The 22701-nt window shown below is 61.0% G+C and carries 27 protein-coding genes and 1 tRNA gene; 19 read left to right on the top strand and 9 right to left on the bottom strand.

What is annotated here, in order from left to right; all coding sequences use genetic code 11:
* The first annotated feature begins 13 nt into the window (after nucleotides 1-13).
* The 7 genes from ACSBPU_RS09305 to ACSBPU_RS09275 all read left to right on the top strand — a co-directional run bounded on the left by ACSBPU_RS09305 (nucleotide 14) and on the right by ACSBPU_RS09275 (nucleotide 5836).
* Nucleotides 14-226, top strand: a complete 213-nt coding sequence (locus tag ACSBPU_RS09305) for a Trm112 family protein (RefSeq protein WP_442597499.1) — start codon at nucleotides 14-16, stop codon at nucleotides 224-226.
* A complete protein-coding gene (kdsB, locus tag ACSBPU_RS09300; protein ID WP_442597497.1) occupies nucleotides 223-987 on the top strand; it encodes a 3-deoxy-manno-octulosonate cytidylyltransferase in 765 nt (254 codons plus the stop codon). Before ACSBPU_RS09305 ends, kdsB begins: the two co-directional genes overlap by 4 nt.
* A 126-nt stretch (nucleotides 988-1113) precedes the next feature.
* Complete coding sequence (adk, locus tag ACSBPU_RS09295) at nucleotides 1114-1770, top strand: adenylate kinase (protein WP_442597495.1); 657 nt, start codon at nucleotides 1114-1116, stop codon at nucleotides 1768-1770.
* Nucleotides 1771-1827: 57 nt separating this feature from the next.
* A complete protein-coding gene (locus ACSBPU_RS09290) occupies nucleotides 1828-2586 on the top strand; it encodes a 3-hydroxyacyl-CoA dehydrogenase (protein WP_442597493.1) in 759 nt (252 codons plus the stop codon).
* A 96-nt stretch (nucleotides 2587-2682) separates the two neighbouring features.
* Entirely contained in the window at nucleotides 2683-4239 is a 1557-nt protein-coding gene (gene murJ / locus ACSBPU_RS09285; RefSeq protein WP_442597491.1) for a murein biosynthesis integral membrane protein MurJ, read from the top strand.
* A 62-nt stretch (nucleotides 4240-4301) separates the two neighbouring features.
* The gene (gene rpsT / locus ACSBPU_RS09280; protein ID WP_165028917.1) at nucleotides 4302-4565 is read left to right on the top strand and encodes a 30S ribosomal protein S20; all 264 of its coding nucleotides are present in this window, start codon (nucleotides 4302-4304) and stop codon (nucleotides 4563-4565) included.
* Between the two features lie 311 nt (nucleotides 4566-4876).
* Nucleotides 4877-5836, top strand: a complete 960-nt coding sequence (locus ACSBPU_RS09275; protein WP_442597489.1) for a 2-hydroxyacid dehydrogenase — start codon at nucleotides 4877-4879, stop codon at nucleotides 5834-5836.
* A 29-nt stretch (nucleotides 5837-5865) separates the two neighbouring features.
* On the opposite strand, the gene ACSBPU_RS09270 is transcribed toward ACSBPU_RS09275, so the two are convergent.
* On the bottom strand, nucleotides 5866-6174 hold the full coding sequence (locus ACSBPU_RS09270; protein WP_442597487.1) for a DUF3579 domain-containing protein: 309 nt from the start codon (nucleotides 6172-6174) through the stop codon (nucleotides 5866-5868).
* A 153-nt stretch (nucleotides 6175-6327) separates the two neighbouring features.
* Between ACSBPU_RS09270 and argF the strand changes: the two genes are divergently transcribed.
* A complete protein-coding gene (gene argF / locus ACSBPU_RS09265) occupies nucleotides 6328-7266 on the top strand; it encodes an ornithine carbamoyltransferase (protein ID WP_442597485.1) in 939 nt (312 codons plus the stop codon).
* 85 nt (nucleotides 7267-7351) lie between these two features.
* Here the strand turns inward: argF and argG are convergent, their stop codons facing one another.
* Together argG and ACSBPU_RS09255 are read right to left on the bottom strand one after the other, a co-directional pair.
* Nucleotides 7352-8680 carry an argininosuccinate synthase gene (gene argG, locus ACSBPU_RS09260; protein WP_442597483.1) on the bottom strand — a complete coding sequence of 443 codons (1329 nt, stop codon included), beginning with the start codon at nucleotides 8678-8680 and terminating at the stop codon, nucleotides 7352-7354.
* 73 nt (nucleotides 8681-8753) lie between these two features.
* Complete coding sequence (locus ACSBPU_RS09255; protein ID WP_442597481.1) at nucleotides 8754-9053, bottom strand: hypothetical protein; 300 nt, start codon at nucleotides 9051-9053, stop codon at nucleotides 8754-8756.
* 318 nt (nucleotides 9054-9371) lie between these two features.
* On the opposite strand from ACSBPU_RS09255, the gene ACSBPU_RS09250 reads away from it, so the two are divergent.
* Nucleotides 9372-9447, top strand: a tRNA-Ala gene (locus tag ACSBPU_RS09250).
* A gap of 232 nt (nucleotides 9448-9679) precedes the next feature.
* Here ACSBPU_RS09250 and ACSBPU_RS09245 read toward each other — a convergent pair.
* Nucleotides 9680-10246 (bottom strand): NUDIX domain-containing protein, encoded by a 567-nt coding sequence (locus ACSBPU_RS09245; protein WP_442597479.1) that lies wholly within the window; start codon nucleotides 10244-10246, stop codon nucleotides 9680-9682.
* 54 nt (nucleotides 10247-10300) lie between these two features.
* On the opposite strand from ACSBPU_RS09245, the gene ACSBPU_RS09240 reads away from it, so the two are divergent.
* Nucleotides 10301-10714, top strand: coding sequence for a DUF3293 domain-containing protein (locus tag ACSBPU_RS09240; protein WP_442597477.1), 414 nt, complete (start codon nucleotides 10301-10303; stop codon nucleotides 10712-10714).
* A gap of 23 nt (nucleotides 10715-10737) precedes the next feature.
* Here the strand turns inward: ACSBPU_RS09240 and ACSBPU_RS09235 are convergent, their stop codons facing one another.
* Entirely contained in the window at nucleotides 10738-10896 is a 159-nt protein-coding gene (locus tag ACSBPU_RS09235; RefSeq protein ID WP_442597475.1) for a DUF3309 family protein, read from the bottom strand.
* Between the two features lie 130 nt (nucleotides 10897-11026).
* Here ACSBPU_RS09235 and ACSBPU_RS09230 point away from each other — a divergent pair, with 130 nt between their 5' ends.
* The 8 genes from ACSBPU_RS09230 to ACSBPU_RS09195 all read left to right on the top strand — a co-directional run bounded on the left by ACSBPU_RS09230 (nucleotide 11027) and on the right by ACSBPU_RS09195 (nucleotide 17143).
* Complete coding sequence (locus ACSBPU_RS09230; protein WP_442597473.1) at nucleotides 11027-11380, top strand: hypothetical protein; 354 nt, start codon at nucleotides 11027-11029, stop codon at nucleotides 11378-11380.
* Between the two features lie 71 nt (nucleotides 11381-11451).
* Entirely contained in the window at nucleotides 11452-11757 is a 306-nt protein-coding gene (gene csgH, locus ACSBPU_RS09225; RefSeq protein ID WP_442597471.1) for a curli-like amyloid fiber formation chaperone CsgH, read from the top strand.
* A 126-nt stretch (nucleotides 11758-11883) separates the two neighbouring features.
* On the top strand, nucleotides 11884-13116 hold the full coding sequence (locus ACSBPU_RS09220; protein WP_442597469.1) for a SpoIIE family protein phosphatase: 1233 nt from the start codon (nucleotides 11884-11886) through the stop codon (nucleotides 13114-13116).
* Nucleotides 13117-13126: 10 nt separating this feature from the next.
* Nucleotides 13127-13720 (top strand): SiaB family protein kinase, encoded by a 594-nt coding sequence (locus tag ACSBPU_RS09215; RefSeq protein WP_442597467.1) that lies wholly within the window; start codon nucleotides 13127-13129, stop codon nucleotides 13718-13720.
* 49 nt (nucleotides 13721-13769) lie between these two features.
* Entirely contained in the window at nucleotides 13770-14159 is a 390-nt protein-coding gene (locus tag ACSBPU_RS09210) for a DUF1987 domain-containing protein (RefSeq protein ID WP_442597465.1), read from the top strand.
* Nucleotides 14159-14863, top strand: a complete 705-nt coding sequence (locus ACSBPU_RS09205; RefSeq protein WP_442597463.1) for a GGDEF domain-containing protein — start codon at nucleotides 14159-14161, stop codon at nucleotides 14861-14863. The genes ACSBPU_RS09210 and ACSBPU_RS09205 overlap by 1 nt, the downstream gene beginning before the upstream one ends.
* A gap of 16 nt (nucleotides 14864-14879) precedes the next feature.
* A complete protein-coding gene (locus tag ACSBPU_RS09200) occupies nucleotides 14880-16394 on the top strand; it encodes a CHAD domain-containing protein (protein WP_442597461.1) in 1515 nt (504 codons plus the stop codon).
* Nucleotides 16391-17143, top strand: coding sequence for a ParA family protein (locus ACSBPU_RS09195; RefSeq protein ID WP_442597459.1), 753 nt, complete (start codon nucleotides 16391-16393; stop codon nucleotides 17141-17143). The genes ACSBPU_RS09200 and ACSBPU_RS09195 overlap by 4 nt, the downstream gene beginning before the upstream one ends.
* A gap of 122 nt (nucleotides 17144-17265) precedes the next feature.
* On the opposite strand, the gene ACSBPU_RS09190 is transcribed toward ACSBPU_RS09195, so the two are convergent.
* From ACSBPU_RS09190 to ACSBPU_RS09180, 3 genes are read right to left on the bottom strand one after another with little or no spacing between them, the layout of a single operon-like run.
* Nucleotides 17266-17802 (bottom strand): DUF2058 domain-containing protein, encoded by a 537-nt coding sequence (locus ACSBPU_RS09190; RefSeq protein WP_442597457.1) that lies wholly within the window; start codon nucleotides 17800-17802, stop codon nucleotides 17266-17268.
* A 60-nt stretch (nucleotides 17803-17862) separates the two neighbouring features.
* A complete protein-coding gene (locus tag ACSBPU_RS09185) occupies nucleotides 17863-18426 on the bottom strand; it encodes a YcbK family protein (RefSeq protein ID WP_442597455.1) in 564 nt (187 codons plus the stop codon).
* Nucleotides 18423-20036, bottom strand: coding sequence for a L,D-transpeptidase family protein (locus ACSBPU_RS09180; protein WP_442597453.1), 1614 nt, complete (start codon nucleotides 20034-20036; stop codon nucleotides 18423-18425). Before ACSBPU_RS09180 ends, ACSBPU_RS09185 begins: the two co-directional genes overlap by 4 nt.
* Nucleotides 20037-20176: 140 nt before the next feature.
* On the opposite strand from ACSBPU_RS09180, the gene ACSBPU_RS09175 reads away from it, so the two are divergent.
* Complete coding sequence (locus ACSBPU_RS09175; protein WP_442597451.1) at nucleotides 20177-21778, top strand: alpha/beta hydrolase-fold protein; 1602 nt, start codon at nucleotides 20177-20179, stop codon at nucleotides 21776-21778.
* Here ACSBPU_RS09175 and ACSBPU_RS09170 read toward each other — a convergent pair.
* Nucleotides 21721-22665, bottom strand: coding sequence for a YihY/virulence factor BrkB family protein (locus ACSBPU_RS09170; protein ID WP_442597449.1), 945 nt, complete (start codon nucleotides 22663-22665; stop codon nucleotides 21721-21723). The two genes, ACSBPU_RS09175 and ACSBPU_RS09170, sit on opposite strands and share 58 nt — an antisense overlap.
* Nucleotides 22666-22701 lie beyond the last annotated feature (36 nt).

The raw sequence follows: 22701 nt of genomic DNA, 5'->3' as shown, positions 1-22701 counted from the left end.
TCTGGAGCCCGGCATGGAATCCCGCCTGCTTGAAATACTGGTCTGCCCTCTTTGCAAAGGCCCCCTGCAGCACGACCGCGACCACCACGAACTGATCTGCCGCGCCGACAAGCTGGCCTTTCCGATTCGCGACGGCATCCCGGTCATGCTCGAGAACGAAGCACGCGAGCTCAACCCCGGCGCCTCGACGACAACCGCCGCCACTGAGCAGCCGGGCCAGGCATGAGCTTCGTTGCCGTCATTCCCGCTCGGGCAGCCTCCACGCGACTGCCCGACAAACCCTTGCTGGACATCGGCGGCAAGCCCATGGTGGTCCGCACGGCCGAACAGGCGGCACGCTCCGGCGCATCGCAAGTCGTTGTCGCAACGGACGACGAACGCGTGCTGGCCGCCGTCCGCCGACATGGCTTCGATGCGCTGATGACTCGCGGCGACCACCCCACCGGCACGGACAGGCTGGCCGAAGTCGTGCAGCAACTGTCCCTGGCGCCGGATACCATCGTCGTCAATGTGCAGGGCGATGAACCCCTGATCGATCCTCATCACATCGATGACGTCGCAAAGCTGTTGCAGCGGGAGCCCGGCGCTGCAATCGCAACTTGCGCGACGCCGATCACCGATGCCGCCGTCCTTTTCAATCCCAACGCCGTCAAGGTCGTGTGCTCCGACGCCAAACTGGCGCTCTATTTTTCGCGCGCGCCCATACCCTGGGCCCGCGATGCGCTAGCCGACGGCAAGCCAAAGCTGGCTGACGGCTTGCCGGCCCTGCATCACATCGGCCTCTATGCCTACCGCGCACGTTTCCTGTCCTTGTTTCCCACCCTGAAGCCCGGCGCGCTTGAGCGATTCGAGTCACTGGAGCAATTGCGCGCCCTGGAAAATGGCTATAGCATTGCTGTTCACGTCACCACGAGCCATCCCGCCGCCGGAGTGGATACGCAGGAAGACCTGGCCCGCATACGCGAAGTCTTCGCAAATCGGTTATAAATCCACTTCAAAATCGCCGATTCCGCGCACCGGAGCCCCAGATTCATGCGTGCAGCGCCGTGCAGAAATTGCTGCATTGCGGCATAATCGGAAAAAGTTAGAAAAATCGAACTCCAGGAGGAATTCATGCGACTGATACTGCTCGGTCCACCCGGTGCGGGTAAAGGTACTCAAGCAGCGTTCATCACCGAAAAATTTGGCATCCCCCAAATTTCCACGGGTGACATGCTGCGCGCCGCCGTCAAGGCTCAAACGCCGCTTGGCCTCGAAGCCAAGAAAATCATGGATGCGGGCGGACTGGTGTCCGACGACATCATCATCGGCCTCGTCAACGACCGCCTCAAGCAGGACGACTGCAAGAACGGCTATCTGTTCGACGGCTTTCCGCGCACGATTCCGCAGGCGGACGCCCTGAAGAATGCGAACGTGACGCTGGACTACGTCGTCGAGATCGTCGTTCCCGAAGAGAACATCATCGAACGCATGAGCGGACGCCGCGTGCATCCGTCCAGCGGCCGCAGCTACCACGTGAAGTTCAACCCGCCCAAGACTCCCGATGTCGACGACCTCACCGGCGATCCTCTGGTGCAAAGGGATGACGACCGCGAAGAAACCGTGAGACACCGTCTTTCCGTCTACCGCGAACAGACTCGGCCCCTGGTCGACTACTATTCGCAGTGGGCGGAAACCGGCGCCCCGGGCGCGCCGGCCTACCGGCAGCTGTCGGGTGTCGGCGAAGTGGACGAAATCCGCGAGCGCATCTTCCAGGCGCTTCAGTCCTGACCTCTTCCAGCATCAGCACAACGGGCCTCGTGCCCGTTTCTTACTTCGAGACAAGAAATGGATATCAAGAACAAGGTTTTCATCGTAACGGGCGGAGCTTCCGGCCTGGGCGCGGGCACCGCGCGCATGCTGGTGACCGAAGGCGCCAGAGTCGTGCTGGCAGACCTGCAGGACGAAGCCGGCCAGGCGCTGGCCGCTGAACTCGGGCAGGTCTATGTGCACTGCGACGTCACGCAGGAAGCGGACGGCAAGGCGGCGGTTGCCGCGGCGCTTGAGCTCGGCCCCCTGTTCGGCCTGGTGAGCTGCGCCGGCATTGCGCCGGCCTCGCGCACCGTGGGCAAGAACGGCCCGCATGCGCTGGACCTGTTCCAGAAGGTCGTGTCGATCAACCTGATCGGCACCTTCAACATGATAAGGCTTGCGGCGGCCGCCATGAGCGAAAACGAACCCGAACCCACCGGAGAACGGGGCGTACTGATCAACACCGCCTCGGTCGCCGCCTATGACGGCCAGATCGGCCAGGCCGCCTATTCCGCATCGAAGGGCGGCGTGGTCGGCATGACGCTGCCCATCGCCCGCGACCTCTCCAAGGCGGGCATTCGCTGCGTCACCATCGCCCCGGGCATCTTCGGCACGCCCATGATCTTCGGCATGCCGCAAGAGGTGCAGGACTCGCTGGCGGCGAGCATTCCCTTCCCCGCCCGGCTCGGCCGTCCGGAAGACTATGCCAAGCTGGTGCAAAGCATCATCACGAACGAAATGATCAACGGTGAAACCATCCGCCTGGATGGCGCGATCCGCATGGCTCCAAAATGATGGGTCCCCAAGAACCTGGGGTCAGACCCCGTACGGGGCCAGACCCCACCCCTGCGGGGTCTGGCCCCGCCTCCGGCGTTCACAGGCCTTAGCTTCATGAGCCTGTTCAGGTCCGCAGCCACCGTCAGCAGCTTTACGCTCTTTTCACGCATCACGGGGCTGATACGCGACATCCTGATCGCCGGTTCCTTCGGCGCCGGACCATTGACCGATGCGTTCTGGGTCGCCTTCCGCATTCCCAACCTGTTGCGCAGGCTTTTTGCGGAAGGCGCCTTTTCTCAGGCTTTCGTACCTATTCTGGGCCAGGCCCGCAACACCCGCTCGCCGGAAGAAGTGCGCGTCCTGCTGGATCGGGTGGCGCTGCTGCTCACCTTCTCGCTGATGCTGGTGACGCTTATCGGCATCGTCGCCGCGCCCTGGGTGGTCAGCGCCATGGCCAGCGGCCTGCGCAGCGCCGCCCGCCAGACCGAATTCGAAGCCGCCGTCTGGATGACGCGGCTGATGTTTCCCTATATCGTCTGCATGTCCCTGGTGGCCCTGGCCTCCGGCGTGCTCAATACCTGGAGCCGGTTCGCGGTTCCAGCGTTCACCCCCGTACTGCTCAACGTTTCGATGATAGGGGCCAGTCTGTTCCTGGTTCCCTACTTCGAGGTCCCGATCTACGCCCTGGCGGTCGGCGTCATGATAGGGGGCGTGGCGCAGTTGCTGGTCCAATGGGCCGCGCTCGCGCGGCTGGGCGTGATTCCGCGCTATTCCCTGCGCCTGCGCGAAGCCTGGGCGGATTCCCTGGTTCAACGCATCCTCCGCCAGATGCTGCCGGCCATTCTGGGTGTGTCGGTGGCCCAGCTTTCCCTGCTCATCAATACCAATATCGCCACCTGGCTCACGCCGGGCAGCGTGACCTGGCTGTCTTTTGCAGACAGGCTGATGGAGTTTCCGACGGCGCTGCTGGGTGTTGCGCTGGGAACCGTGCTGCTGCCCAGCCTGTCGGCCGCGCACGCGCGCCAGGACCACGCCGGCTACAGTGCCTTGCTGGATTGGGGCTTGCGCCTGGTCCTGCTGCTGGGGCTGCCCGCCGCATTGGGCCTTGCCATGCTGGCCGACGGCCTGGTCGCCACACTGTTCAACTATGGCGCGTTCAGCGGCCATGACGTCGCGCAGACCCGTGTTGCGGTCATGGCGTACTCCGCCGGACTGATCGGATTGCTGGCCATCAAGATCCTGGCGCCGGGCTTCTATGCCAAACAGGACATCCGCACCCCGGTCCGGATAGCCATCTTCGTATTGGTCGTCACGCAATTGCTCAACCTCGTGCTGGTTCCTCTGTTCGCGCACGCCGGGCTGGCGCTATCGATCGGGCTGGGCGCGAGCATCAATGCGCTGTGCCTGGTGGTTCTGCTCGTGCGCCGAAGGCTGTACACGCCAGCCGCCGGCTGGACGCGATTCCTGTTGCGCGCCCTGCCCGCGCTGGCCGCGCTGGCCGCACTGCTCTGGTATGCCGACCATCGTCTGGACTGGATCGCCCTGGGCGCGCACCCGGGGTATCGGGCAGCCTGGCTGGCCGGAGTCGTCGCGGCAAGCGGCGCCGTCTATTTTTCGATGCTCTTGCTATGCGGTTTTCGCCTACAAGACTTTACACGCCGAGGCAGATAAGCTAGAATAGCTGTCTTTGCCGAATAAACTTTACAGTCTAATCAGACACACGGGATACGCAAATGGCCAATTCCGCCCAAGCACGTAAACGCGCTCGCCAATCGGTTGAGCGCAACAAACATAATTCCAGCCTGCGCTCCATGCTACGCACGTCGATCAAACGCGTGCGCCAAGCCATCGAAGCCGGCGACAAGGCAGCTGCTACCGAAGTTTTCCAGAAAACAACGAGCATTATTGATCGCGTTGCCGACAAGAACATCATTCACAAGAACAAGGCTGCCCGTCATAAAAGCCGCCTTGCTGCTGCTGTCAAAGCACTAGCCTGATTGCTGTAATGGTTTAAACGGCATCACCGGACGTACGTCCGGCGTAGAAAAGGACGCTTCGGCGTCCTTTTCTATTGTGGCGGGGTCAGACCCTGTACAGGGTCTGACCCCTGGTTCCTGAGGCGGCCCGGGGTCATGGGGGGTCAGACCCGTTGGGTCTGACCCCGTACTTTTGCGCTAGGGTCAGACCCCGCATGGGGTCTGACCCTACTCCTTTAGCGCAGGGGCAGGCCCGCTTTCGGGGTCTGACCCCCTTCTTCCCTTTTTGGGTATAGTTGCAGCTTGCATCCTCCCCCATTACAGAGGCACCAATGACAATACAAAAACCCGCCCTTCTGCAACTGCTGCCGTTTTCGATTCCCGAGGCCGGAGACCGGCTGAGAGCCCACTTCGACGTCATCGAGGCTTGGACCTCGCCCGACCGGGAGACGGCGATCTCGGGGCGGGAAAACGACATACTCGCCATGACGACGAGCGCCCTCACTACGACACCTGCGGCCCTCATCGATCGCATGCCCAATCTGCGGGCCATCTGCAGCTTCGGCGTCGGCTACGATTCCATCGACGTCAAGCACGCGCAGCAGAAAGGCATACAAGTCAGCAATACGCCCGATATTTTGAATGACTGCGTCGCCGACATCGCCTTCGGCCTGCTGCTGGCCGCCGCGCGACGGCTAGGCCATGGCGATCGATATGTACGGGACGGCCTATGGGGCGGCGACACGGCCTTTCCGCTCGGTGTCCGGGCCAGTGGCAAGAAGCTGGGCATCGTCGGCCTCGGACGCATTGGGGCCGCCATCGCCCGCCGGGCCAGCGGCTTCGACATGGACGTGCGCTACCATAATCGCAATCCGCGCCCCGACTCCTCCCTGGTGTACGAACCCTCGCTGCGGGACCTGGCCCGCTGGTCGGACTTTCTCGTGATCGCCACGGTCGGCGGGCCCAGCACCCGCCATATGATCAACAAGGAGGTGCTCGAAGCACTGGGGCCCAAGGGCATCATCGTGAACATCGCCCGGGGCTCCGTCATAGATGAGGCGGCGCTGGTCGACGCCCTGGTGGCCGGCAGGCTGGGCGGTGCCGGACTCGATGTCTACGAGGACGAGCCCCGCGTGCCCGATGCGCTCAAGGCCCTGGACAACGTCGTATTGGTACCCCATATCGCCAGCGCAACCGCTGAAACACGGCGGGCTATGGCTGAACTGGTACTGAAGAATGTCGAGGCTTTTGCGACTCAGGGCACGGTTCTTACCGCTGTGCCGCCGCTATAACACGGGGGCTGTAAAAAGCAACCGCCCGGTCAAGGGCGGCTGGGGATGGCGGTTTCCTGTTCGGACACCTTGAGATCATTGTCCTGGGCAAAGCTGCACACGAACTTGAAAGCGAGGGGCTCCAGCTCGCGCAGGCGCTTGTCGACGACCACACAGCGCACGCCATCCAGCACGACCGGCACGACATAAGGAGAATAAGTGAGAGGCCCGCCCACCGAGCCGGCGGGCCTGAACTGCGACATCACGCCTGCCAGGCGCTCGGCCCAGTCGCTGGGGCGAAATCTTTGACCATCCTGGGTGATGCCATGAATAATTAACTGCTGCACAAGTTGCGTCATAACCTTCCACAGACTAACCGTGGCCAGTGCCGGCCACCAAACTTTACCTGCGCCGCGAATTGTATATGATACCCGCCGGTACCGTCTTGGCACGGCGATTTTGCCGACCGCCGGACGGCAGGGTAAGATGGCTCTTTTGAAACAAGGCTTACTATGTCTGACGCCACGACGCATACAGGTCCACTACGGCATTTTCTGCAGTTTCGCGATTTATCGAAAACCGAGATTCAGTACGTCCTGGATCGCGCGCGACTGATCAAAAGCAAGTTCAAACGATACGAAGCGCACCATACGCTGCATGACCGCAACCTGGCCATGGTATTTGAAAAGGCCAGTACGCGTACGCGGGTTTCGTTCGAAGCGGGCATGTATCAACTTGGCGGCTCTGTCATACATCTTACCACTGGGGACTCCCAACTCGGGCGATCCGAGCCCATCGAAGACACGGCGCGCGTCATTTCGCGCATGGTGGACCTGATCATGATCCGCACTTTCGAGCAAACGCGCATCGAACGTTTTGCCGCGCATTCGCGGGTGCCCGTCATCAATGGCCTGACCAACGAGTTCCATCCCTGCCAGATTCTGGCGGATATCTTCACCTTCATCGAACACCGCGGCCCCATCGAAGGCAAGACCGTCGCCTGGATCGGCGACGCCAACAACATGGCGTACACCTGGCTGCAAGCGGCCGAACTGCTCGGCTTCCGGCTGCATGTCTCCGCGCCTACCGGCTATCGGCTCGAAGCCGAACGCATCGGGCAACCTTCCAGCAGCGTGCTGCAGGAATTCTCCGATCCCATGGAGGCCTGCCAAGGCGCCCATCTGGTAACGACCGACGTCTGGACGAGCATGGGGTACGAAGCCGAGAACGAAGAGCGCCGCAAGGCTTTTGCAGACTGGTGCGTAGACGCGGACATGATGGCGGTCGCCGACCCGTCCGCCATTTTCATGCATTGCCTGCCGGCACACCGCGGCGAAGAAGTCACCGGCGAAGTGATCGACGGCCCGCAAAGCGTAGTCTGGGATGAGGCTGAAAACCGGCTGCATGTGCAGAAAGCCCTGATGGAGTTCCTGCTGCTCGGGCAGATGTAGGCAGCGAGATGGGGTCAGACCCCATGCGGGGTCTGACCCCGAAACATCATAGGGTCAGACCCCGCATGGGGTCTGACCCTAGCCATCAATCTTCTTTTAGTTGCGGCAGGGCCGAGCCCGCGGCGGGTGCCAGCAGGCCCGACTTGGCATAGGTGAACAGCTTGTCGCGGGTATCGACGATGTCGAGATTGCGCATGGTGAGCTGCCCGATGCGATCGCGCGGCGAGAACATGGACTCGCCCTTCTCCATCGTGAGGCGATCGGGATGGTACGTAAGATTGGGCGAGCGCGTGTCGAGAATCGAGAAATCATTTCCGCGGCGCAGTTCGAGCGTGACTTCCCCGCTGATCGCGCGCGCCACCCAGCGCTGCGCGGTTTCCCGCAGCATGATGGATTGCGGATCGAACCAGCGCCCTTGATAGAGCAGGCGGCCCAGCTTCAGCCCGTTGATGCGGTACTGCTCGATGGTGTCCTCGTTGTGGATGCCGGTGACCAGGCGCTCGTAGGCGATATGCAGCAAGGCCATGCCCGGAGCCTCGTAGATGCCGCGGCTCTTGGCTTCGATGATGCGGTTCTCGATCTGGTCGCTCATGCCCAGGCCATGGCGGCCGCCAATGCGATTGGCTTCCATCATGAGCTCGACGCTGTCGGAGTATTCGACGCCGTTCAGGGCAACGGGACGGCCCTCCTCGAAGCGGACCGTGACTTCTTCCGCCTTGATCTGGACGTCGTCGCGCCAGAATGCCACGCCCATGATGGGCTGCACGATCTTGATGCCGGAGTTCAGGTGCTCGAGATCCTTGGCTTCATGGGTTGCGCCCAGCATGTTGGAGTCGGTGGAATAGGCTTTTTCGGCCGACATCTTGTAGTCGAAGCCGGCTTGGCGCATGTATTCGGACATTTCCGCACGGCCGCCCAGCTCATCGATAAAGGTCTGGTCCAGCCAGGGCTTGTAGATCTTTAGCTCTGGATTGGTCAGCAGGCCGTAGCGGTAGAAACGCTCGATGTCGTTGCCCTTGAACGTACTGCCGTCTCCCCAGATGTTGACGTCGTCCTGCTTCATGGCGGCGACCAGCATCGTTCCGGTGACCGCCCGGCCGATCGGCGTAGTGTTGAAATAGGTAACGCCGGCGGTGGAGATATGGAAAGCGCCGCACTGCAATGCCGCAATGCCCTCGGCCACCAACTGCGGGCGGCAATCCACCAAGCGCGCTTCTTTGGCGCCATACTCCAAGGCCTTGCGCGGGATCGCATCGTAATCGGGCTCGTCGGGCTGGCCCAGGTTTGCGGTATAGGCATACGGTATGGCGCCCTTGTTGCGCATCCAGAGCAATGCCGCGCTGGTATCCAGCCCACCGGAAAAAGCAATGCCGACCTTCTGGCCGACCGGTACGTCTTGAAGTATGGTTGTCATTGTGAACTAAGGCCTTGGGAATGAATTCGTATAACCCCTCATTATATCCCGGCCGGCCGCCGCGCCCGACGGATCAATCGCGCTCGGAAACCCTGCGCGGCGAATCCGCGTCACTCAGCTTGTAGCCGTCGGCAACATAGCCCGGGCCCTTCATCAGCACGATCAGCACCGCCCCCGTCGTGACCGCGAACACCGCGTTGAAAAACAGCATGCCAGTGCCGAAGGCGAACATGTCCACGCGCTCGATAAGCGCCTGGGCCGCCAGCGGGTTGCGGTCCCAGTCGATGAGGCGCACGACGATCGATGGCAACGCAATCAACAGGCCGCCGAAGAAAATGACCCACGGCATTCTCCGCAGGATCTTGCGCTCCATGCCCGGAGGCTCCTTCCTGTACCCAGGCAATCGGTTCAGGATAGACATGGCAAAACCCCTTGTATGCAATTGGACGACTCCCAAGCAGCATATGGTATTCCCACAAGCCAGCGGGTGCCGGAAAGCCCCTGATCGCTGCATGCGCGGCACCTGTTGGCCGAGCGGACGCTTCGATGCGGAATGCTCTCCCTGTTGGCTGCCGGCGACGGTCCGGTAGGCGATGGCGCCGGCGGCCGTTCGCAAGCATGCCGGCCTCGCCGCCAGGCTTGCAAAACCAAAGCAAACCGTCCTGCAAACTGATAAAATAAGCCTTGCGATGGGGGAGTAGCTCAGCTGGGAGAGCGCTGCGTTCGCAATGCAGAGGTCGGGAGTTCGATCCTCCTCTTCTCCACCATTCACAACGCCTGACCACTCTTGGTTGGGCGTTTTTGTTTGTGATCATCGACTTCTAGGAGGCACTCGTAAGCGCCTTACAGCACTGCCTCCAGCCCTTTGCGTTGGTCATCGAACGCCAGAAGCTCCTTCGCCATCTCATGAAATAATCGTGTAGCGGATCCTGTCGCGCGTGCCCCCTTCCGCATCGGATAGCAACGATAATGGCCAAATCATTCAAGCCAAGGACAAAATCAGACCAGCCATTTGCCGTCACGCACATTCTGCAGCCACAGCGCGCAGCTTAATGATTTAGCGTCGGTGATGCCGCCGTCGCGGCAGGCTTCGATGACTCGCTCTACCGCCATGACTTCGACATTCAGGAATTCATCTTCATCCGGACTGGACTCGCCGGCGGTCAGCTCCGTAGCGAAATAGATGTGGATGATCTCGTCCGAGTAACCGACCGCCAAATGCATTTCCCCCGCAGCGGTCCAGCGGCCGGCGGTGTATCCGGTCTCTTCCAGCAGTTCTCGCTGCGCACACGCAAGCGGTGTTTCGCCGGGATCCAGCTTGCCCGCGGGGAACTCGACGATCACGCGCTGTACAGGGTATCGATACTGGCGCACCATGACGACATGATCGTCGTCCAATAAGGCGATGACGACTACCGCGCCAGGATGCACGATATATTCGCGCGTGCCTTGGCGGCCATTGGGCAGCCGCACCGTATCGCGCCTGACCTTGAGAAAACTGCCATCGTAGACCGATACGCTATCGATCGGCGTCTCGATGATGTCCGAATCGCGCTGCAGCGCCATAAGATCATGATCCTGTAGGGTCGAAATAATGAATCATATCCCGCCATGAAACCAATGAACCAAGATTTGCTGCAGGCATATGCGAACGCGCTTTACCGGATCGACGGTATCCTGGATTTCAGGATCGGGGAACACAATAAGCAGCTTGAACAATTGCATGCGGCCCGCGGGGCTGCGCATAGCCATTTCATCACGGCTTTCAATCCGGCAAGCGGGCGTTTGCCCGCCGAGGAGAATGCTGCGCGCCATGACGAATTGGGAAAAAGGCTTGATGCCCTCGGCGTGGCAAAAGTCGCCGCCGCCGGCCTGGATCCGAGCGGCCAATGGCCGCCCGAACCAGGCTATCTGGTGCTTGATCTAGCGCTTGATGTGGTGCTGTCGCTGGGCCGCCGCTACGGGCAAAACGCTGTGGTCAGCATAGGCACAGATGCCGTTCCCCGCCTCGTTCTGGTCACGAAGCCGGCCTGAACCCCGCGCCGTGTGCGACAACCCTAGATGCGGCCCATCAATAACAGGACGAGCAGTATGATCAACACCAGGCCGAGGCCGCCGCTCGGGGCATACCCCCACGACCTGCTATACGGCCAACTGGGGATAGCGCCGATCAGCAGCAGTATCACGATGATCAATAAAATTGTGCCCAAGGTCATGAGTCGCCTCCAATGGTGAATCCGTCGCGATTGCGTTAGCAAACGCCGTGCCTTGGCGCTGAAAGCCCGATTATTTGTATCCGCTGATTTCAAGATCGAACAAAAAGCATCAGACTGGAGTACGGCTCAAGTGCTGCAATCCGGAACCGGCAACGAAGCGCATATCATCGACTCCGGCCTCAGCAACGTTGCCTATGTCACGCAGGTTGGCGGGGGCGGCGTCGTGAATGTCTCGAACGTCACGCAATCGGGCATCGACAACTTTGCGCAGTCCTACCAGAACGGGTCCGACCTGGAATCCACCATCACCCAGTCGGATAACAACAATATGGCAATCGTGGACCAACGGGGGCTGACACTGGCCTCGACCGTCACCCAGTCGACGGACGGCAACCAGGCCTACGTCACGCAATCCGCTTCGAACTACACCTCCACCGTGACGCAAAACGGCCCAGCCAACGTTGCGGTTGTCTGGCAGCATTAACACACCGCCAATACCATGGCTTTAACGACAGGGGCGCGCGCGCTCCTGTCATTGCTACCTGGAGGGCCATCATGTTCATCGACGGCAATATACAGGCGTGGCTCCAAGCCGACGAAAAGCGGGGCAGCCTCATTACCCCCTACATACGAAGTCCGATCCAGCAAACCTTGCAGTACCGGGTCCGCGCCACCAAGGAAGGAAAATACGGAAGATCCGAGATCAGCCAAAGCGGCACCATCACCACTCGCGCACAGGTGGCCATACCGCTCGGCACGATCAGCATGGCCATAACGCCCACCGATATCTGCCGCATAGAACTGTCTTTGGCCGAGGGCGGCGTGTTCTTCGCCACTTACTTTCTGGATTGTCCCCGGTAGTGGGCAAAGTCGTCACAATGTCACAGAAAAGTAACGATACGTGAATACTATTAAGCATTCCCTTCGGAAGCGCATGGAAGCCTAGCCTCCGCATCTGCGTGCTTTCGCTGTGCAGAGACTGTCACCGTGACCGACCCATTCAACGTATCGCCCGCATCAATGCCCGCCATGCAGCGCCCCACCGCGCAATTGCTGGTCACCCAGGCGCCGGCCATCCGCTCCGATGAAACCAATGCCGAGGTGCTGGAGATATTCGGCCGCCATCGCGAACTGGTCAGCCTGCCTGTGCTGGAAAATGGCTCTCCCATCGGGTTGATCAGCCGCAACATCTTCATGTCGCAGATGTCCCGGCCCTATTACCGCGAGCTGTACGAAAAGAAAAGCTGCATCGCCTTCATGGACAAATCGCCGCTGATCGTCGATGTCGGGATGCCCATCGAGACGCTTGCCGCGCGCGCCGTCGAATCCGGCGACAAGACGCTCGCCGACGGCTTTCTGATCGTGGACGACGGCCAGTTCGTGGGCGTGGGCGCCGGCCTGGACTTGATGCACGTGCTGGTCGAACTGCAGAGAGAGAAAAACCGCCAGGTGATGCAGAGCATCGACTATGCCAGCACCATACAGCGTGCCATGCTCAGCGAGTCTCTGGCCGCCATCCAGGCCACATTGCGCGACGTCGGCATCGTGTGGGAGCCTCGCGATGTCATCGGGGGAGATTTCTACCATTTCCAGCGCTATGGCGATGGCTGGTTCGCCGCCATAGCGGACTGTACAGGCCATGGCGTTCCCGGCGCCTTCCTGACGCTGATTGCTTCTTCGTCCTTGACCCATGCCCTGGACCGATACGGACCTCGCGACCCCGCCTTGCTGATGTCTGAAGTCAGCCGCGGCATGAAACTGGCGCTCGGGCAGCACTCCGCCACGCGGCATGCCGATTCGAACGACGGCATGGACGCCGTCTTCCTATGGTTTGACGACGCCAAGCTGGCACTGACCAGCGCCCATGCCAAGATGCCGCTGTTCATCCTGTTGCCCGGCCAGGACGCCGTGCAGTCCATCGAAGGCGAGCGCATCGGCATCGGTTATGCCGACACGCCGGCCGACATGTTCTGGAAGAACCGTAATACACAGCTTGCCCGCGGCGCGATCGTGTGCTGCTTCACCGACGGGCTGATCGACCAGATCGGCGGGCCGAAGAATATCGCTTACGGCAAGAAGCGGCTGCGCCTGGCCTTGCAGCGGCATCGCGCCCTGCCCATATCGGAGCTGACGGGGCTGCTGATGGAAGACTTCCACGCCTACCAGGGTGCGCAGATGCGCCGGGATGACTTTACCCTACTGAGTTTCCGCCTTGATTGAATCGTCGACCATGAGCTTTCCCTCTTTGAGAAGCAACGAGAACCACAGCCTGCATTGGCGAATATTCTGCCAGTGGGCCAGCAAGCGCGAAGTGATCCTCTATTACGAAGGCTATTTCTCGCAGAACATCATCGCGGCCGTCGCCGACGCGGTGAAGATGCGTATCGAGCACGTCGGTGCGGGCGGCGCCACGCGGCGCAAGCTGTTCTCGGCATTCATCGAAATGACGCAGAACATCATCCATTACTCGGAGGATGCCTATACATGCTGCGAAGGCCCCGCCGACTTCGACAAAGAAGTACGGCACGGCTCGATCTGCATCTCGACGGAAGCGGGCCGCTATCATCTGCATTGCGCCAACCCCGTGCATATCGACGTTGCAGAGCAGTTACGCGAGAAACTGGAACACTTGCACACGCTGACCATCGATGACATCAAGCGGGAGTACAAGCAGACCTTGCGCGCGGAAACCGCGCCGGACAGCAAAGGGGCCGGCCTGGGTTTGCTGACCGTGGCACGTGACGCCAGCGAACCACTGGAGTTCGAGTTCATACCGATAGCAGGCAGCGAGAATGTCCTCTTCCACCTGAAGGCCACCATCTGAATACGGGACACGTTCCGACTGTACCGAGCACCATCTTGAAAGCATCACTATGACCAATATATTCATTCCGGCCAGCGCAAGCTCCCCCGAAGTCGACTTCCGGTTCGACGAGCGGCAACTGTCGCTCAAGGGGGAAGCCTATCCCGAGAACGCCGCCCTGTTCTGGGGCGAAATCATCGCCGCCCTGCGGCATTTCATCGAGCGCGACACGGCGCAAGAACCCATTGTCGTGAATGTTTCGCTGGCCTATTTCAACAGCTCCAGCACCAAGATGCTGTTCTCGCTTTTCAGTGCCTTGAACGAGAAAGCGGCAAGCGGCACACACGTCATCCTGAACTGGTTCTACGATGAGGAAGACGACACCATTTACGAATTCGGCCAGGAACTACGCGAAGACTTCACCGATCTGATCTTCCGGGATCACGCGGTACAGAACTGATGGTGGACACGGATCTCTTCGAGGCCGAGATGGCTGCGCTGGCGCAGGCTCAGGCCGTCGTGGCGACGTCCGGTCTTGAGGCCGGACAATACCGGCAGGCGCTGGAGGAGCTGGTGCAACACTACCATCGGCTCATGCGTCAAACCCACCGTCTGATCCGGCATGGCGACCGCAGCGAGGCCGAGCTGAATGCCGTGAATGCCAAACTGCAGCGCTTGAGCGCCGAGCTGGACTACAAGGCGCGCCACGACAATCTGACCGGCACGCTGAACCGGGGCGCCGTCTTCGACCAGGCGCAGCGCTATCTGCGGAACGTTCCGCTTTCGGTGGTGATACTAGACATCGATTTCTTCAAGCGCATCAACGATACGTTCGGCCATCCCACGGGCGATGCCGTCATCTGCGAACTGGTCGAACGGCTGTCCGCCACTCTGGCCGGCCGAGGCGAAATCGGCCGCGTGGGGGGCGAGGAATTCACCATACTGCTGCCGGACACGGCACTGCAAGCCTCCGTGGCCATTGCGGAATCGATCCGCCAGCGCATTGCCGGGCAAGCCTTTTCCTGTCTGCCCTCGCATCGGGTCACCGCCAGTTTCGGCGTCAGCTGGAACGCGCCGGGCACCGATTTCGAGGTAGCCTATTCCCATACCGACGCAGCGCTCTATCGTGCCAAGAGCCAGGGCCGCAACCGGGTCGCCTTCTGAGATAATCGAATCCATAATGGATTGCTACCATCTGCCGGTTCCGGCCATCAGTCACTTGATCACCCAGCCCATCGGCAGGCTGGGCTTCGTGCTCACGCCCGGTGAACATGTCCTGCCTTACACGGCGCTGGACTACTTCGACCATTCATTGCGCCGCTCGAGCCGGCTGCTTCTGGAAACCGAAGCCACCTATGAGCTCATCGGCCCGGAAGGCAGGCTGGCATCGCAAGCCGTGGAGCGCAAAGCGGGGTTCGTCGCCGAGCTTCCCGATGGCCCGCTCAAGCAAGCGCTGTCCGACCTTTCGCCGCTGCGCCGTTTGCTGCCCATCGGGTCCGGCGAGATGCAGCACGCCGTCCTGGCGCTCGTCGACGACCAGGAAAAAACCCATTGCCGGGCCTATTTGCTGTTCCTGTCCGACCGGGGCGGACGCTCCGCCGCGCTGGCCCAGTTGCAAGGCATAAAAGGCTACGATGCGTCGCTGGACGCGCTGCGCGGCCGCATCCAGGAACTGGGGGGCAGCGGATTCGACATCGACGCGCTATACGGCAAGTTCTTTGCCGCAGCGGCTGCCGACGAAGCACCGCCCGGGGTCAAGATTGCCGTCGACGCGAGCGCCTTCGATGCGGCAAATAGAATCATATCGACCCATATTCCGATGGCGCGCGCGAACGAGCACGGCATCATTGCGGACTACGACACAGAATTCCTGCACGACTACCGCGTTCATTTGCGCAAGATCCGCTCCGTCCTGAGCCTGTTCCAGGGCATTTATAGCGATATCCAGGCAAACCGCCTGAAATCCTCGTTTGCCACGATCATGGCTCGCACGAACCGCCTGCGGGACCTGGACGTCCAGCTGCAGCAAAGGCAAGCCTGCCATGATCTTGTGCCCAAAAGCCTGCACCATGGCCTGGACGCACTGTACGGCTTGCTGGCCGACCAAAGGACGGCCGAACAGGCCAAGCTGTCGCGCTATCTGCGCAGCCGGCGCTACAAGCAGGAAATAGCGGGCCTGGCGGCGCTCTTTGTCCGGCCCCAAAACCTGAAGCATGGACGGAATGCGCATCTGCCGGCTCACGACTATGCCTGCAGCCTGATCTGGAAACGCTATCGCAAGGTCTGCAGGATCGCTTCCGGAATCGACGCCGGCACACCCGACGCCGAGGTCCACGCATTGCGCATTGAATGCAAGAAGCTGCGCTATCTCATGGAGTTCTTCGAGCCGGTGTTTCCGCCGGCTCCGTTCAAGAGCCTGCTCAAGCCACTGAAGGGCCTGCAGCAGAACCTTGGCCTGTTCAACGATTACTCCGTGCAGCAGGCAAGCCTGCAGGCGACATTGCGCGGGCTCCCCGGCGGCATGGGCGCTTCCAGCCTTGAAATCGCCCAGAGCGTGGGAGCGTTGACCGCCGTATTGCATGCCCGCCAACTCGAGGAACGGTCGAAAGTCGTGAAAAGCTTTGCCCAGTTCAACAGCCCGCAAACGCAACAAACCTTCAGCCGCCTCTTTCAGGAAGGAGACAAGCCGTCATGAAGATCATCGCCTGCTATTCAAACAAGGGAGGGGTCGGGAAAACGGCTGCGTCCGTCAACCTGGCCTACGCGATCGCCGCGGCGGGAAATCGAACGCTGCTGTGCGACCTCGACCCCCAAGGCGCATCGGGTTTTTATTTCCGGGTGAAACCCTCGAAGAAACTGGAGGAAACGGCATTCTTCAAGGACGTCGAGAAATTCACCGGCGCGATACGCGGCAGCGACTTCGAAAATCTGGACATCCTGCCCGCCAACATGAGCTTCCGGGATTTCGACGTGTTCCTGTCACGGATGCGCAACAGCCGTTCTCGATTGACGAAATCGCTCAAAACGGTGGAGAAGGATTACGACGTGGTCGTGCTCGATTGCCCGCCGACGATATCCACGCTTTCTGAAAACGTGTTCCGTTCCGCCGACGCCATCGTGGTACCGGTGATCCCCACGACGCTTTCAGAGCGCACATTCGAGCAATTGCTGGAATTCTTCAAGAAGAACAAGCTCCCCGCCCAGAAGATCCATGGCTTTTTCTCGATGGTGCAGAACGTCAAGAAACTCCACCTTGAAACCATGGATGCCATGAGCGCGGCATTCAAGAAGCGCTTCATGCGCACGCACATCCCGTTCGCTTCCGACGTCGAGCGCATGGGCATTCATCGGGCTCCCGTCATGGCCACCGCGCCCGGCAGCCCCGCCGGCAAGGCCTATCAGGCGCTCAGTGAGGAAGTTCTGGGAAGAATCGCGAAGGGGTGAAAGACAAAGCGGCCGGCGCTGTCTTCGAGCAGGCGCAACCCATCTGCAAAACGTCCCACTTTCCGCGGTGATACCGGAGTGGGAATGGGATGTGCCGGTGAAGATTCACTTCTACCGCTAACCTACCACATCAGGTCATCCGGTATCTTGTAATCGGCATAGGGATCGTCTTCATCGGCCTGCGTAGTCGGCTTCTTCACGCGAACCACCAGCGACGGATCCCGCTCGGCGATTTTTTCGGCCACTACCTTGGGGACCAGCTCCGTCGTATCGTCCAGCTTGACGATCATGAGCTGCCCAGCCACCAATTGCGAGCGCACGGCCGCCGAGACGTGGATGCGCTCGATCTTCGTACCATGAGTGAAATTGTAGGCGATATCGCCGCCGCCTTTGCTTTGCCTGCTTTGCTGCACCATCTGCACAATCTGCGCGGCGATGGCCTTTCTCCGAGCTTCTTCTTCACGCTGCGCATTGAGCTCACGCGTCTGCTCACGGTGCTTCTGCTGCGTGGCCAGGGCGGCCAAGCGCGTCTCGTCCACCGTCTGGGTGCCACTGCGGCGATCGATTTTGTTCTGCCTGCTTTTGTCCTGATTGATCCGTTTTGCCTTCTTCTGATCCGCCAGGCCGGCCCTCAAGAGCTGATCTTGCAACGACACCATAAAAAATGCTCCATAAACGATATGAGCCAATGAAACTGAGGTCGCGACTTGCCGGCGCCGTCACCCGCGCCAGGTCCGCACCCCGCCCGTATCCACATGCACGAAATCGCTGCCGGGATAATAGCCGACGCCTCCCGCCTTGAGCTCGAGCGCCGCATCGCGCAATTCCTTGAGCGGGACACCCGGTATGCGCAGATCGACCGCCTTGCCGTCCATGTGCAGGCTGTGCCTGGCCACGCCGCCTCCACGGGTGGTGCGCAGGCGTTCGTTCGTGTGCGGCGACCGATAGCCTGAAATGATCTGGTACGGCGCCCTGGCCTTCAACGACATGCGCAGCGCATGCATGATGTCGTAAAGACCGGGGTCCATGCTGCCGATCAGGCCGGAATAATGATCGCGCAGGAAATGATTGAGATCCGTCATCGCTTGCGGCACATACCGGCTGCCCACCGCATATGTCAGCTCGATCTTTTCCCGGGTGTGCGTGTGATCCATGGCCAGTTCGCGCGCGGACGGCGAGCCCAATGAGATGGCTCTGGAGACCATGGGGAAAGCGCCCAGCAGGGCCGCGCCCGAGGCGCTCGTCAGAAAGCGCCTGCGAGCAAAGTCAGTCTTGAGTGTCATGATTGGATCGGACGTGCGCTGCGCAGGGCCTGCTCCAGCCGCGCATCCTGCTGATATATATCTGGAAAAAAATAGACTTTACCACCATCTTTGACGACGGCGGTACTGTAGGCGATCAGGACGGGTATGGGCTCGTCCAGTCGCAGCGTGTTCGACTTGCCCCTGGCCATGGCTTGGCGAATGCGCTCGGCCGTCCATTCGGGCTTGTTCTGCAAGACGAACCGGGCCAGCTCGACAGGCGACTCGATGCGTATGCAGCCGTGGCTGAAATCCCGCCGTACCCGTGAAAACAGCTCGGGCGCGGGCGTATGGTGAAGAAAGATGTTCTGGTCGTTGGGAAGAATGAACTTGATGTCGCCCAGGGCGTTGCGCGGCCCCGGCCGTTGCCGGATGCGCCAGTCTCCTCTTTGCACCGCGTCGATCGCCTCGCCCGTCAAAGAATCGACCACGGCCCCATCACGGGTAACGAACTCGAATCCCTGCTGCGTGAAATAAGCCGGATCGCGGCGCAAGCGAGGCAAGGTCTCGCGCCGAGCAATCGATGAAGGCACATTCCAGTATGGGCTGAACTCGATGGAGCGCATGTCCTCCAGGAAAATCGGGGTACGCGTGTCCAGCGCGCGTCCCACCACGACCCGCATCTCCAGGCCCAGGTCGATTTCCTCTCCGCGCAACGAGTAGGCGCGCAATACGAACTCCGGAACATTCACCACGATCATGCGGGGCGCATGCAGCAAGGGCGTCCAGCGCAAGCGCTCCAGAGTCAATGCCATTTGCTGAACCCGCTGCGCCGGCGTGACATTCAATGCCGCCAATGTCGCGGCACCGAGCACGCCGTCGGGCTCAAGGCCATGTCGCGTCTGGAAGCGCCGCATACCTTCCACCAGCATGCCTTCGTACAAGTCTCCAGGAAGCGCCGCCACCGACAGGTCGCCGAGCGCGGCAAGACGCAATGCGAGCAGCGGCAGGCCATCGTAGGCCTGCCCGGGCTTCAAAGAACGCGCCGGCAGCGGCGGCAGGGGTTCCTGCCATGCGGGATGACTCCCCATGGCACGATATGCGTTCATTGCCGATCGGATCGCCGCATACATGGGAACCCGCGGCTCTGCGCTATTCAATGCCTCGGCAAGACGTCCCGAACGGCGGGCTTCCATGACATAAGCGCGCGCATCGAACCGGCTCGGCGGCGGCGCCTTGAACCGATGCTTCAAGACTTCGGGGCTCAAGCGCCCGTGTGTGAGGTCGGTCAGGTATCGTTCCAGCGCCGATGTCAGCTCGTCATCCAGCCGCAGTAGGAAATCAGATGCCGACGACCCGCCTTGCGACGCATTCTTGTATGCCTGCGCGAGCTCGGCCGCCCGATAGTCCCGGGGATTCAAGCCTTGCGATTCCGCGTCGGCCAATACATCGATCGCAACCCGCGCATCAGTCGTCGGCATGGTGCCCATGAACCATGAAGGCATGGGAGCCGGCTCCATGATCGGCGCAATGGCGGGCGCTTCGGTGGTGGGCACGGCGGCCTCGTTGGTGGAAAACGCAAGTGCAGGATGTGAGATCGCGCAAATGGCCAGCACACCGCCCAGCAGGAAGGACAAACAGGATTTGTTCATAGGGTTTCCGAAGAATGGGCTGTCTTCATTGTCCCATAAGCGCGCGAATGGACTCCGGCGGCGGCTGCGGCACCAGGCCGAGGATACGAAATCGTGCTTGCTGGGATAATAATGATTCTCGTTCATAAACACCTTATAAAATGAATCGTTGTTTTTTCTGGCTGGCGTCGGTGGTTTTGCTGTTGCATCCACCCCACCTTTCCGCTGCCGTCACCCCCTCCCTCCTCAAGCCGGGCCAGACCGTCTCGATGTCTTTGCCTCACGATCAAGGCGCCGTCCTCTTCCAACCGCAGTCGCAGGTGGGCGACTATGTGCAGGGGGAAATAAATGTGCACGCGGGCACGCTGACGCTGGACCTGGTCGGCGCGGACGGCAAGCACAAGCGGCGATTCGTCGAGGGCTTCGGCGGGAAGGCGCAGTTCCGCTTCGTTGCCGATGATGGCGACGACCGCTTGCAAGTCATTGCGGATGAAATCGATGCGGATTTCGAGCTTTCCGTTACGCACGGTCCCGGCACGCACGAGCGGCCGGCGGCCGCGCGTACAGCATTGTCGAGCCCCAGACTGCGCGATCTCGCGCGCCAACTGGAACTGGGCACCGGCACGGAAGCGTTCTGGAAAGAAATGGCCAGACAGGGCACGCCCCTGATCGAAGACGGACCGGATGGAAAAAAGCTGATGACTTTCCTGTTCAGGGGAGCGCGCCGCAACGCCAGAATCATGGGCGCGCCCAGCAACGACCATGAGCCCATGATGCGGCTGGAAGGCAGCGACGTCTGGTACAGAACGTTCATCGTGCCCGCCGACACGCGGCTTTCGTATCGCATCGCGCCCGATATTCCGGAGCCGCCCGGTTCGCCGCGCGAAAGGCGTCTCGCCATACTCGCAACGGCTCAGGCCGATCCGCTGAACCGCCATTCCTGGCCGGCGGATGCTCCCGATGCTTACAACCGCCATTCGATCACGGAGCTGGAGGCTGCGGCGCCACAGCCCTTCGCCGGCGACCAGGGCCGCGCACAAGGAAGGATCGAGCGTATTGCCATTGCGAGCCGGTATCTGGACAACGAACACGATGTCACACTGTACCGTCCGCATGGCTTCGATCCCGAGCGCGACGACAATATATTGATGATCGTGTTCGACGCGGACGAATACCTGAACAAAGTCCAGACGCCGCGCATCCTCGACAACATGATCGCATCAGGCGCCATTCCGCCGGTGGCGGCCGCCTTCGTGCATAACCGGGACGCTCTTTCGCGCGGCCGGGAACTGCCCGCAAATCCCGACTTCGCCGACTTCCTGGCGCTGGAGCTTCTGCCCCGCCTTTTGCGCGACACAGGCCTGCAAGCCGACGCGCGGCGCACCGTGCTGGCTGGTTCGAGCTACGGCGGGCTGGCCGCCGTCAGCGCCGTGCTCCGCCATCCAGCGAAGTTCGGCAATGCGCTGAGCATGTCCGGTTCCTTCTGGTGGCATCCGCCGGGCACTCCGTCGTCTCACGAGGAATTCATCGCACGGACGGTGGTCCTTGGCCAGGAGTTGGGCACGCGGTTCTTCCTGTCGGCGGGCTTGTTCGAAGACGGGCGCGACGGCCATGCCGGGATCCTCAGGCCCAACCGCCATCTGCGCGATGTGCTGCAGGCACGGGGAGCAACCGTATTCCATCGCGAATATGCAGGCGGACATGACTACCTGGTGTGGCGCGGAACCATTTCCGACGGGTTGTTGGCCTTGTTCGGCCGTTGAGTCCCGGACTCGACGCCGTCTTGCACCGATTCATCGCCACGCGCATGCGATCCATGCTTGGAGGCGTAGGTCCAGGTGAATTCCGCCCCCAGCAGGAAAATCTGCGATGCGTAGTACACCCAGATCAGCACGACCACGAGCGAGCCGGCCGCCGTAAGGGAAGAGATGGAGGCGCTCTTGCCCACATACAGGCCGATCAGCACCTTGCCGATTTCAAACAGGACCGCCGTGACGAATGCACCGGTCCATACATCGCGCCAGGCAATGCGCACTTGAGGCATGAATTTGAAAATGGCGGCGAACATGACAGTCGTCATCGCCATCGACGCCACCGTGTTCATGGCCTGCAGCATCAGTTCCCAACCAGGCAGCAGGCCTACGCCCCAGCGGCCCATTGCGCCGAAAAACGCGCTGACGATCAAAGAGACCAGCAGTAGAAAGGCCAGTCCCAGCACAAGGCCAAAGGAAAGCAGGCGCGCGCGGACGGTATTCCAGATACCGGACACTTTCTCCCGCGCCGGCACTTTCCAGATGCGATCGAGCGCCCGCTGCAACTCAGCGAAGACGGTCGTTGCGCCGACCACCAGCACCACGACGCTGATGAAGGTGGCGATGGCGCCTTGCTTGGGCTCATCGGCACCTTTCAATAGCGTTTCCACCCCCTGGGCACCGTCCCGTCCGACCAGTTCGCTAACTTGATTCATGATCTCGCCGCGCACGGCGTCTTCGCCCCAGACGGCACCCGCCACCGCAATCACGATCAGCAGCAAAGGGGCGAGCGAGAAAACCGTATAGAAAGCGACCGACGCGCCCATGCTCGGCGCATCATCATCGATCCACGCGGTGACCGAGTCCTTGATAAGATCAAAGAATTGCTTGAATCGCATCGGCAGCTCCCGTTGTTGTTGCCGACCCCAGCATTT

Source organism: Parapusillimonas sp. JC17 (assembly GCF_052180245.1).
In the GTDB taxonomy this organism is placed as follows: Bacteria; Pseudomonadota; Gammaproteobacteria; order Burkholderiales; family Burkholderiaceae_B; genus Parapusillimonas.
Note: the sequence above shows the minus strand (reverse complement) of the source record. Positions and strands in the feature narration are given on the sequence as shown.

Bases quoted from the DNA above. Each gene is read 5' to 3' on its own strand.
- ACSBPU_RS09275 (WP_442597489.1), top strand. From the start codon at position 4,877: ATGACAATACAAAAACCCGCCCTTCTGCAACTGCTGCCGTTTTCGATT.
- ACSBPU_RS09210 (WP_442597465.1), top strand. From the start codon at position 13,770: ATGACCAATATATTCATTCCGGCCAGCGCAAGCTCCCCCGAAGTCGAC.
- ACSBPU_RS09245 (WP_442597479.1), bottom strand. From the start codon at position 10,246: ATGGCGCTGCAGCGCGATTCGGACATCATCGAGACGCCGATCGATAGC.
- kdsB (WP_442597497.1), top strand. From the start codon at position 223: ATGAGCTTCGTTGCCGTCATTCCCGCTCGGGCAGCCTCCACGCGACTG.
- ACSBPU_RS09190 (WP_442597457.1), bottom strand. From the start codon at position 17,802: ATGGTGTCGTTGCAAGATCAGCTCTTGAGGGCCGGCCTGGCGGATCAG.
- murJ (WP_442597491.1), top strand. From the start codon at position 2,683: ATGAGCCTGTTCAGGTCCGCAGCCACCGTCAGCAGCTTTACGCTCTTT.
- ACSBPU_RS09175 (WP_442597451.1), top strand. From the start codon at position 20,177: ATGAATCGTTGTTTTTTCTGGCTGGCGTCGGTGGTTTTGCTGTTGCAT.
- ACSBPU_RS09235 (WP_442597475.1), bottom strand. From the start codon at position 10,896: ATGACCTTGGGCACAATTTTATTGATCATCGTGATACTGCTGCTGATC.
- ACSBPU_RS09185 (WP_442597455.1), bottom strand. From the start codon at position 18,426: ATGACACTCAAGACTGACTTTGCTCGCAGGCGCTTTCTGACGAGCGCC.
- ACSBPU_RS09195 (WP_442597459.1), top strand. From the start codon at position 16,391: ATGAAGATCATCGCCTGCTATTCAAACAAGGGAGGGGTCGGGAAAACG.
- argG (WP_442597483.1), bottom strand. From the start codon at position 8,680: ATGACAACCATACTTCAAGACGTACCGGTCGGCCAGAAGGTCGGCATT.
- ACSBPU_RS09240 (WP_442597477.1), top strand. From the start codon at position 10,301: ATGAACCAAGATTTGCTGCAGGCATATGCGAACGCGCTTTACCGGATC.
- adk (WP_442597495.1), top strand. From the start codon at position 1,114: ATGCGACTGATACTGCTCGGTCCACCCGGTGCGGGTAAAGGTACTCAA.
- ACSBPU_RS09170 (WP_442597449.1), bottom strand. From the start codon at position 22,665: ATGCGATTCAAGCAATTCTTTGATCTTATCAAGGACTCGGTCACCGCG.
- ACSBPU_RS09305 (WP_442597499.1), top strand. From the start codon at position 14: ATGGAATCCCGCCTGCTTGAAATACTGGTCTGCCCTCTTTGCAAAGGC.
- ACSBPU_RS09255 (WP_442597481.1), bottom strand. From the start codon at position 9,053: ATGGAGCGCAAGATCCTGCGGAGAATGCCGTGGGTCATTTTCTTCGGC.
- ACSBPU_RS09200 (WP_442597461.1), top strand. From the start codon at position 14,880: ATGGATTGCTACCATCTGCCGGTTCCGGCCATCAGTCACTTGATCACC.
- csgH (WP_442597471.1), top strand. From the start codon at position 11,452: ATGTTCATCGACGGCAATATACAGGCGTGGCTCCAAGCCGACGAAAAG.
- ACSBPU_RS09215 (WP_442597467.1), top strand. From the start codon at position 13,127: ATGAGCTTTCCCTCTTTGAGAAGCAACGAGAACCACAGCCTGCATTGG.
- ACSBPU_RS09205 (WP_442597463.1), top strand. From the start codon at position 14,159: ATGGTGGACACGGATCTCTTCGAGGCCGAGATGGCTGCGCTGGCGCAG.
- ACSBPU_RS09290 (WP_442597493.1), top strand. From the start codon at position 1,828: ATGGATATCAAGAACAAGGTTTTCATCGTAACGGGCGGAGCTTCCGGC.
- ACSBPU_RS09270 (WP_442597487.1), bottom strand. From the start codon at position 6,174: ATGACGCAACTTGTGCAGCAGTTAATTATTCATGGCATCACCCAGGAT.
- ACSBPU_RS09180 (WP_442597453.1), bottom strand. From the start codon at position 20,036: ATGAACAAATCCTGTTTGTCCTTCCTGCTGGGCGGTGTGCTGGCCATT.
- argF (WP_442597485.1), top strand. From the start codon at position 6,328: ATGTCTGACGCCACGACGCATACAGGTCCACTACGGCATTTTCTGCAG.
- rpsT (WP_165028917.1), top strand. From the start codon at position 4,302: ATGGCCAATTCCGCCCAAGCACGTAAACGCGCTCGCCAATCGGTTGAG.